The organism is Xenorhabdus khoisanae, assembly GCF_001037465.1.
Taxonomy (GTDB): Bacteria; Pseudomonadota; Gammaproteobacteria; order Enterobacterales; family Enterobacteriaceae; genus Xenorhabdus; species Xenorhabdus khoisanae.
Window position 1 is genome coordinate 1 of record NZ_LFCV01000011.1, and the last position, 9344, is coordinate 9344.

Annotated in this window: 11 protein-coding genes; 7 read left to right on the plus strand and 4 right to left on the minus strand. The window is 41.3% G+C overall.

The features are described from left to right. Positions 1-130: 130 nt before the first annotated feature. Positions 131-697 (minus strand): D-glycero-beta-D-manno-heptose 1,7-bisphosphate 7-phosphatase, encoded by a 567-nt coding sequence (gmhB, locus tag AB204_RS01950; RefSeq protein WP_047961697.1) that lies wholly within the window; start codon positions 695-697, stop codon positions 131-133. 178 nt (positions 698-875) lie between these two features. On the opposite strand from gmhB, the gene metN reads away from it, so the two are divergent. The 6 genes from metN (at position 876) to proS (ending at position 6535) form a co-directional block, all read left to right on the plus strand. Then, on the plus strand, positions 876-1907 hold the full coding sequence (gene metN / locus AB204_RS01955; RefSeq protein ID WP_047961698.1) for a methionine ABC transporter ATP-binding protein MetN: 1032 nt from the start codon (positions 876-878) through the stop codon (positions 1905-1907). Further along, complete coding sequence (locus AB204_RS01960; RefSeq protein ID WP_047961699.1) at positions 1900-2553, plus strand: methionine ABC transporter permease MetI; 654 nt, start codon at positions 1900-1902, stop codon at positions 2551-2553. The genes metN and AB204_RS01960 overlap by 8 nt, the downstream gene beginning before the upstream one ends. A 54-nt stretch (positions 2554-2607) precedes the next feature. Further along, positions 2608-3423, plus strand: a complete 816-nt coding sequence (locus AB204_RS01965) for a MetQ/NlpA family lipoprotein (protein ID WP_047961700.1) — start codon at positions 2608-2610, stop codon at positions 3421-3423. Between the two features lie 155 nt (positions 3424-3578). Further along, on the plus strand, positions 3579-3974 hold the full coding sequence (gene rcsF, locus AB204_RS01970; RefSeq protein WP_047961701.1) for an Rcs stress response system protein RcsF: 396 nt from the start codon (positions 3579-3581) through the stop codon (positions 3972-3974). A gap of 18 nt (positions 3975-3992) precedes the next feature. After that, on the plus strand, positions 3993-4700 hold the full coding sequence (gene tsaA / locus AB204_RS01975; RefSeq protein ID WP_047961702.1) for a tRNA (N6-threonylcarbamoyladenosine(37)-N6)-methyltransferase TrmO: 708 nt from the start codon (positions 3993-3995) through the stop codon (positions 4698-4700). 113 nt (positions 4701-4813) lie between these two features. Continuing rightward, positions 4814-6535: a proline--tRNA ligase gene (gene proS / locus AB204_RS01980; RefSeq protein WP_047961703.1), complete on the plus strand. Its 1722-nt coding sequence runs from the start codon at positions 4814-4816 to the stop codon at positions 6533-6535. A 98-nt stretch (positions 6536-6633) separates the two neighbouring features. Here the strand turns inward: proS and nlpE are convergent, their stop codons facing one another. Further along, positions 6634-7341, minus strand: coding sequence for an envelope stress response activation lipoprotein NlpE (nlpE, locus tag AB204_RS01985; RefSeq protein WP_324292604.1), 708 nt, complete (start codon positions 7339-7341; stop codon positions 6634-6636). A gap of 384 nt (positions 7342-7725) precedes the next feature. Here nlpE and rof point away from each other — a divergent pair, with 384 nt between their 5' ends. Next, on the plus strand, positions 7726-7992 hold the full coding sequence (rof, locus tag AB204_RS01990) for a Rho-binding antiterminator (protein ID WP_047961704.1): 267 nt from the start codon (positions 7726-7728) through the stop codon (positions 7990-7992). A gap of 252 nt (positions 7993-8244) precedes the next feature. On the opposite strand, the gene AB204_RS01995 is transcribed toward rof, so the two are convergent. Both AB204_RS01995 and AB204_RS02000 read right to left on the minus strand, forming a co-directional pair. Then, a complete protein-coding gene (locus AB204_RS01995; RefSeq protein ID WP_152671480.1) occupies positions 8245-8721 on the minus strand; it encodes a VapA/VapB family virulence-associated protein in 477 nt (158 codons plus the stop codon). A 141-nt stretch (positions 8722-8862) separates the two neighbouring features. Further along, a complete protein-coding gene (locus AB204_RS02000; RefSeq protein ID WP_047961706.1) occupies positions 8863-9321 on the minus strand; it encodes a VapA/VapB family virulence-associated protein in 459 nt (152 codons plus the stop codon). Positions 9322-9344 lie beyond the last annotated feature (23 nt).

Genomic DNA, 9344 nt, shown 5'->3' on the forward strand with positions numbered 1-9344 from the left:
TTTCACTTTGTCATCTCGACAGGTTTGTGTGTTTGTCGTGACAACGGATGCGCATTATAGGGAGCCTTTAAATTTAGGCAAGCCTTTTTTGTGATTTTTTATTTGAACGATCATAATTTAGGCTAACAGGCTATTTTTGCCTGTTTTTTATCACATTTGGTAGGTCTGCCAGGCTATTAACAACCAAGTCTGCGGCTTGTTCTGCTGCTTCTGTTACAGGTTTTCCTGTACGAACGAGAATCTTGGTTCCAACATTAGCGGCATTTGCTGCCAGCATATCTTCTATTTTGTCTCCTACCATATAAGAAGCTGACATATCGATATGTAATGCTTGCTGTGCATCCAACAACATACCTGGTTGTGGTTTACGGCAATTGCAGTTCTTCTTATATTCTTCATCATTCCCTTCCGGGTGATGGGGGCAATAATAGATACCATCAATATCGACGCCTCGGTCTGCCAATGACCAATCCATCCATTCTGTTAGCTGCATAAACTGATCTTCAGTAAAAATTTTACGTGCAATACCCGACTGATTTGTTACCAAGACCAGTGCATAGCCCATTTTCTTTAATTCAAGCATGGCTTCAATCACGCCATCAATAAAGTGAAAATTATCTATCTCATGTACATAGCCATGATCGATGTTAATCGTGCCGTCACGATCTAAAAATACGGCGGGAATACCTTGAGTCACCTGATTACTCCAAGAATGTACCAAGTAAACAGTATCGCATGATTTATTGCTGAATGAGAATGCAGCATTTAATTTATTCCCAGTTGACTTAGACGTCTAGACGCCTTAACATCCACTTTAATTCATGACTTGTTGAAATGTTCTCAAGTCATTCATCTATACATCTAATAAGAAAAAAATGATAAGACTGACTCAGATAAACAAGATATTTCAACAAGGCGCGCGTTCAATCAAAGCGCTTTCAGATATCAACTTACATGTCCCACAGGGGCAAATATATGGCGTCATCGGTTCTTCTGGTGCGGGGAAAAGTACCTTAATTCGCTGTGTAAATATGCTTGAGCGCCCAACTTCGGGTCAGGTATTAGTTGCAGGGCAAGATCTCACTTCTCTTTCAGAACGTGAACTAACTCGCGCCCGTCGCCATATTGGAATGATTTTCCAACATTTTAATTTACTGTCATCCAGAACAGTATTTGACAATGTTGCGTTACCTTTAGAATTAAACAACACACCAAAAGCTGAAATAAAAGCTAAGGTTAATGAATTACTGGAATTAGTTGGCCTTGCTGATAAGCATGACGCGTATCCTGCTAATCTGTCTGGCGGTCAAAAGCAGCGTGTCGCTATTGCTCGGGCACTGGCGAACTCGCCGAAAGTACTTCTGTGTGACGAAGCCACCAGCGCATTGGATCCTGCAACAACGCGTTCTATTCTGGAGCTATTAAAAGACATTAACCGTCGTTTGGGTTTAACCATTCTTTTGATCACCCATGAAATGGATGTGGTTAAACGCATCTGTGATCAAGTTGCAGTCATTAGTGGCGGCCAATTGATCGAGCAAGATGTTGTCAGTGCAATATTTTCGCACCCTAAGACTCCGGTGGCTCAAGAATTTATCAAATCTACACTGCACTTGGACATTCCTGGAGATTACTTACAAAAGTTACAGCCGGAATCCGCATCTGATCGCAGTCCATTACTGAAATTGGAATTCACTGGTAAATCTGTTGATGCACCTTTAATTTCCATGGCAGTTCGCCGCTTTAATATCGATATCAGCATATTGAGTTCCCAAATTGATTACGCCGGTGGCGTTAAATTTGGTGTTATGCTGGCTGAGTTGGATGGAGAAGGCGATAACATCAAATCAACAATTGAGTTTTTAGAAGCGCATCATGTGAAAGTAGAGGTTCTCGGTTATGTCTGAAGGAATGATTTTATTATTGGCTAAAGGAGTCTGGGAAACCCTCGTAATGACTTTCGTTTCTGGTTTCTTTGGCTTTGTGATTGGGTTACCGGCTGGTGTACTTTTATATCTTACCCGTCCTGGGCAGGTTATTGAAAATGGCACACTTTATCGCATACTTTCTGCATTGGTAAATATTACTCGTTCAATACCTTTCATTATTCTGTTGGTATGGATGATCCCATTTACCCGTTTGATCGTAGGCACATCAATTGGTTTGCAGGCGGCGATTGTTCCGCTGACCGTAGGGGCGGCACCTTTTATTGCCCGCATGGTGGAAAATACATTATTGGAGATTCCGACAGGCTTAATTGAAGCGGCACGAGCGATGGGTGCAACTCCGTTCCAGATTGTTAAAAAGATTCTGTTGCCGGAAGCACTGCCAGGTTTAATTAACGCAGCCACCATTACCTTAATTACTTTAGTCGGCTATTCCGCAATGGGCGGGGCTGTTGGTGCAGGTGGTCTGGGTCAGATTGGCTATCAGTATGGTTATATCGGTTATGATGCAACAGTGATGAATACCGTATTAGCGTTATTGGTTGTTTTAGTGTTCTTGATTCAATTAGGTGGCGATCGTTTAGTCAAAGCCGTTAATCATAAATAGTGCACAGTAGCTTGATAAGACAGGTATAAATCAGTATTCAATAGGGGTGAAAATATGTCAGTAAAATTGAAATCCATTGCAGTAATCAGCGCTTTATTAGGTACATTAATTATTGCTGGTTGCGGCCAGGAACAACGTGATCCGAACCATATCAAGGTTGGAGTTATTGCAGGGCCTGAGCTTAAAGTTGCTGAAGTTGCCAAACAAGTCGCTAAAGATAAATATGGCCTTGATGTTGAGCTGACGGCATTCAATGATTATGTTCTACCAAATGAGTCACTGAGCAAGGGAGATATTGATGTGAATGTCTTCCAGCATAAGCCTTATCTAGATCAACAAATGAAAGAACGTAACTACAAGCTGGCGATTGTGGGTAACTCTTTCATCTTCCCAATGGCGGCCTATTCCAAGAAAATTAAATCGCTGGATGAATTGCAGGATGGTTCTCAAATTGCTATCCCCAACGATCCAACCAACTTAGGTCGTTCGCTACTGTTATTACAAAAACAGGGTTTAATCACTTTGAAAGAGGGTGTTGGCCTGCTGCCAACCATTCTGGACATTACCAGCAATCCTAAGCACTTGGATATCGTTCTGCTGGAAGGACCTCAATTACCACGCTCATTGGATGATCAGAAAATTGTTTTTGCTATCATCAATAACACCTATGCAGGGCAGATTGGTTTGACCCCAGAGCAAGATGGGATCTTTGTTGAAGATAAAGATTCACCTTACGTCAACCTCATCGTTAGCCGTGAAGACAATAAAGATGCCGAAAATGTGCAAAAATTCGTGAAAGCATACCAATCTCCGGAAGTAGAACAAGAAGCACAAAAGGCCTTTAAAGGCGGAGCAATAAAAGGCTGGTAATCTTTCATATTCAGTCAATCAAGATTAAAATTATCGGGCGGGTATTTTTATATCCGCCCGTTTTCATTGAAAGAAACAAACCACTTTATCGCAGTTTCAATCAATAAGATTAAACCTGTTCCTCACTGACTCTATCAATATAAGGATTCAACTTGATGCGTGTGTTACCAATCTGTTTCATGGCGCTCTTTATGGTGGGGTGTACTTCGCTATCAACTCAGGTCGATAAATCCAGTACATCAGATTCGGAGTTGAAACGTCAGTCAGTCAAGAAAAGCAAAACACCATCTTACGTCCGTCTATACACCAAAACAGATGAGCTGTTAGGTTTACCATTTAAAGATTTAGGTATTGTAGCCGGGGAATCCTGCCGCAGTACGTTACAAGATCCCCCTGCCAGCATTGCAATTGCTCGGCAAAACATGCTGGCAAAAGCAAATTATCTAAACGCTAACGCGGTCTTACTTCATAAATGTGCGATCTTACCTGGCCAGGGTTGCTACCAAATTGCCATTTGTGAAGGTTCAGCCCTACTAACAACCAACAAGTAATTATTATTAAAAACGCCCATGGCAGATTTTCATTTTACGCAAATTGGAACCATTCATTCTCCTTACAAAGAGAAGTTTGCCATTCCCCGTCAACCGGGTTTGGTGGAAGATGGTACAGGACAGTTAGAATTGCTTGCTCCTTATAATCAGGTTGATGCAATACGCGGACTGGAGCAATTCAGTCATTTATGGATCATTTTCGTTTTTCACCAAACCATGAATGGTGGCTGGAATCCATTAGTGCGCCCTCCGCGTTTGGGAGGAAACGCCAAAATGGGCGTATTTGCCACTCGTTCAACCTTCCGCCCAAATCCGATAGGCATGTCCTTGGTAGAATTGAAAGGAATTCAACACGCCAACAATCGTATCATCCTGGAACTTGGCAGTTTGGATTTAGTAGACGGTACACCCGTGGTAGATATCAAACCTTATTTACCTTTTGCAGAATCACGTCCAGAAGCTAAAGCAGGGTTTGCCCAATCAGCGCCGATTGCCGATATGGAAATCCACTTCTCAGCAGAAGCGGAATGCCAACTTTTATCCCATCAGGCCAATTGTCCTCATTTGCGACGTTTTATTAGCCAGATATTAGCTCAAGATCCTCGCCCGGCCTATCGCAAGAAAGAACAAGAAAGCCGAATATATGCCGTCCATATATTGGATTTCAATGTCCGTTGGTTGGTTAATGGCAGCCTGACAGAAGTGGTTTCTATCGAACACCGCTAAAACCCCTTTTGACATCGTAAGCTCGCTGGTAGACTAGCAGTTTATTTTTATTTTCTGGGCAGGGTGGCGCTACTTGCCGCCCAGAAGCAATTTGCTATCCAATGGAAACTTATATGCGTACTAGCCAATATCTGCTCTCTACTTTAAAAGAGACGCCTGCTGATGCAGAAGTAATCAGTCATCAACTGATGCTTCGTGCCGGAATGATCCGTAAACTCGCTTCAGGTTTGTACAACTGGATGCCGACAGGTGTCCGCGTGTTGAAAAAAGTTGAAAACATTGTTCGTGAAGAGATGAACAATGCGGGAGCGATTGAGGTTTCCATGCCGGTAGTTCAGCCAGCAGATTTGTGGCAGGAAAGTGGCCGTTGGGAACAATATGGCCCAGAATTACTGCGTTTTGTTGATCGTGGTGAACGTCCTTTCGTTTTGGGACCAACCCATGAAGAAGTGATCACCGATTTGGTTCGCAACGAAGTCACCTCATATAAACAGCTTCCGCTGAATCTGTTCCAGATCCAGACCAAATTCCGTGACGAAGTTCGCCCACGTTTTGGTGTTATGCGTTCACGTGAATTTATCATGAAAGATGCCTATTCTTTCCACACCAGCCAAGCGTCTCTGCAAGAGACTTACGATAAGATGTATGACGCTTACAGCAAAATCTTTACCCGTATTGGTCTGGATTTCCGCGCGGTTCTGGCAGATACCGGTTCAATTGGTGGAAATGCCTCTCATGAATTCCAGGTTCTGGCAGCCAGCGGTGAAGATGATATCGTATTTTCGACCGAATCTGACTATGCAGCTAATATTGAGTTGGCGGAAGCGGTTATGCCATCTCAGGAACGTGCGGCACCATCTGAGGAGATGCGTCTGGTTGATACACCAAACGCAAAAACAATTGCTGAGTTAGTCGAACAATTCAACTTACCAATTGAAAAAACGGTTAAGACGCTGATCGTTCATGCTGCGGAAGAAAGCGGGCATAAATTAGTTGCTTTGCTGGTACGTGGTGATCATGAATTAAATGAAATCAAAGCAGAAAAACTGCCTCTGGTAGCTAACCCACTGAATTTCGCGACTGAAGAAGAAATTCGTGCCATTGTAAACGCAGGCCCCGGCTCTTTAGGCCCTGTAAACCTGCCTATGCCTGTTATTATTGATCGTAGTGTATCCATCATGAGTGATTTCGGTGCAGGCGCCAACGTTGATGGCAAACACTACTTTGGTATTAACTGGGAGCGCGATCTGCCAGTGCCAGAAGTGGCTGATATCCGTAATGTCGTTGAAGGTGATTCCAGCCCAGACGGCAAAGGTACACTATTAATCAAACGTGGTATTGAAGTCGGTCATATCTTCCAATTGGGTACCAAGTACTCTGATGCCCTGAAAGCGACAGTACAGAACGAAGACGGGCACAATCAAGTTGTCAGCATGGGATGCTACGGTATTGGTGTAACCCGTATCGTCGCTGCCGCCATTGAACAAAATCACGACGACCGTGGCATTATCTGGCCAAATGCGATTGCTCCGTTCCAGGTAGCTATTCTGCCAATGAATATGCACAAATCTTATCGGGTAAAAGAAGTCGCTGAAAAATTATATGCGGACTTGCGTGCCAACGGCATTGATGTAATTTTTGATGATCGCAAAGAACGCCCTGGTGTTATGTTTGCTGATATGGAACTGATTGGCGTACCACATACTCTGGTTATCGGTGATCGCAATTTAGATAACGATGAGATCGAATACAAATACCGTCGCAGTGGCGATAAGCAGATGCTAAAACTGGAAAATGTTGTTGAATATCTGAAAGGGCAAATTCAACAAGCTTAATTTTACTTACGAGCAATAGCTCAGTAAAAGCATCAGCTTAAATTGAAAAAAACCTGCGTATTTATCACGCAGGTTTTTTTATGTATCTCTGTTATGCGTTATTTTTTTGTATTGCAAGAAGACGACTTATCAAAACGGATTTTGCCTGTTTGGATCACTGAATTATCAAACAATCCATCTTCCATTGAAGGACGCAACGTGTAGTAACCCTCAACTTCCACATAAACTGGGGTTCCTCCTTCCACGCCCATGGCGCTGTAACCACGTTCCAAATCAATATTTTCAGAAGCATCATAACGTTTGCCGGTACGACATTCCGTAAAAAGGGCTGAATCAGCAAAATAGCTGTATTCTCCCGCCAATTTTTTCGGAGTTACCTTGACCAACTCATAGTTAAAGTTCGATTCGATTGGTTCGCCGTTGATGTCCAGCATAACCAAGCTTTCACCTTTCATTTGGTAATAAGATTTTTTGCCATCTTCATTGCTCAATATGACTTTTTTACCATTTATTACCCACTTCCCTGTTTCAAAGAAAGTATTTTCCTCGCTTTTAGCTTCCAGATAAGTCTGCCCCGATATATAAGTTCCATCTTTGGCAAGCTGTAAAGTAGTGTCGATACCTGCGCAATCTGCACAAGGGATAACGCCATTAAACACTTTCTCGGTTGGTAACGTCTTACCCTGAGATACATTGCTCACCTGCAATGCCGGGTTATTCTGCAACATGGAGTTGTCCTGACATCCAACCGATGTAAATACTCCCGCAGCTAACAATACAAACAAAATTTTCTTATTCATCATCATTTAAACCCAATAAATTCAAAAAGATACCCAATCAATTTCGAGTTACAGTGCAGCCAACGAAATAGCAACTTGAAAGATAGAGGGTATAGCCCATTTTTTATAACGTCCACTCCCTATAAAACATGAGCCTTAAGTAACAAAATTGACACTACTTTACCGCATCTCAAAATGCACAGAGAGAAAAATCAAATACTATGACGTAATTTCATTGCCTGATGATGAGAGAGAGGTTTAATCTACTCCTAATTTCAACGCAATTTCCACAGACGTATCCAGTAACCACGGTAGATTACTGTGCTATAGTCGTAGGTAGCATTTTTTGCGTTTGAGTTTGGTCAATCACGGGCGGCACGATCACCGCCAGTAACATAGTGGTGAGCAAATATGTTTATAGATACTGAATATCAACCAATTAACTGTGACGATTACGATAACCTCGAACTAGCTTGCCAACGCCAGCTTCATTTGCAGATCCAATTGCGAGATGGTGAAATATTTGAAGGAGAAGCTAAGGAGTTGATTTTAAGAAAAAAAGTGGAGTATCTCCTCATTGAATCAAAAAAAGAATCCCGTGAATTAAGGTTAGATCACATTATCAGTTTCAGCAATCCAGAAATTGGAACCATTGTTATTGAGCATTCTTCATTGTGATAGTAACAAAGTCCTCACTTAATACGAGGACTTTATTGTTCGGTCATCCTCTTTCATATAAACCCGTTATTACATCAAAACTGTCATCACAATCGATCAGTCGCTGCACACATGCTTAATGTGCACCATTCCAAGAGTCTGTTCCTATGCCTCCAGAAATAACTGACGATATTCCTGCACCAAAGAAGCGTTACATGACTTACCACCAAGATACGATTTGAATTTATTGGACATGAATATAACTAATTAAAATTAATAAAGAATACCCGAACCAGAACCAATATCATTGAGTGTATAACGTCCTTTTCCCTTAAATACCCCCAGATATTTCAATTCGTTATCATAAAATGTGACAAATACCAGTGTAAGAAATTCATAAAACCAAAATTTATGTGCTTTCACATAAAGCATAGCAAGATCGCCAGAATAGAGACTTCCGCTAAATTTACCACCACTAATACGACTTATTAAACTCCATCCTTGACCCTTAAATATTTTACTACCAGCGTCAACAGTAACATTCAGGCGGAAATAAATACCCTCACTGATAATTGAAGCTGATGCCTCAATCCCCTTGCTCTGAATGGTAAGAAAAATCCTCTCGGCCGGATCGTTAATAAAAAGCGGATCTATTTCCACGCCTTTCATATCTTGGTGAAATTTACTATTTATATCTTCCTTAATAATTTCTATCAGCTCAAAATCAATTACTCCAGTTTTATCTTTCACAAAACAACCTTCTCCAACAGAGATATTATTCACACCCGTCGTTTTTCAAATTCCAGCTTTGTTAGCTACGCTGTACCTTGAAATACATGGGGTATAAATTCTATAAAAAATTAAACGCTAATATAATAACAACAAAGCATTTTATTCTATTGGCGCCCACTGACCATTTCCGGCACCTGTGGATAACACCGACGAGATCCCTGCCCCTGCAAAACTTCCCAAAAATGAGTTATGCTTATCAAAAAACATGATTGTTGAGGCAGTAAGATTCGAAAAGTGCCAAAAATTATCTGTATTATCAATCAACTCATCATAATTACTGGTATAAACCTTCCCCCAATACTTTCCCTTACCTGGAGTACCCAATGCATCCGCCGAACCATTAAAGGTCACGTTATTATCTAAAACCACTTCTAAGGAAGCAGATAACACGTAGCAAGTAAGCACAAATGCTGCACCATAAAAATTATCTTTATCACTTAAAAGGAATTCTCTACTTATTTCATCAATTTTACTTTGCTCTAACTTACCTTTCATCTCATTGCAGAATGTAGTCAAAGATTGTAATTTAACTTCATGTTCATTAAATTCAGATTTCATTATAATTCACCTTATTATAATAA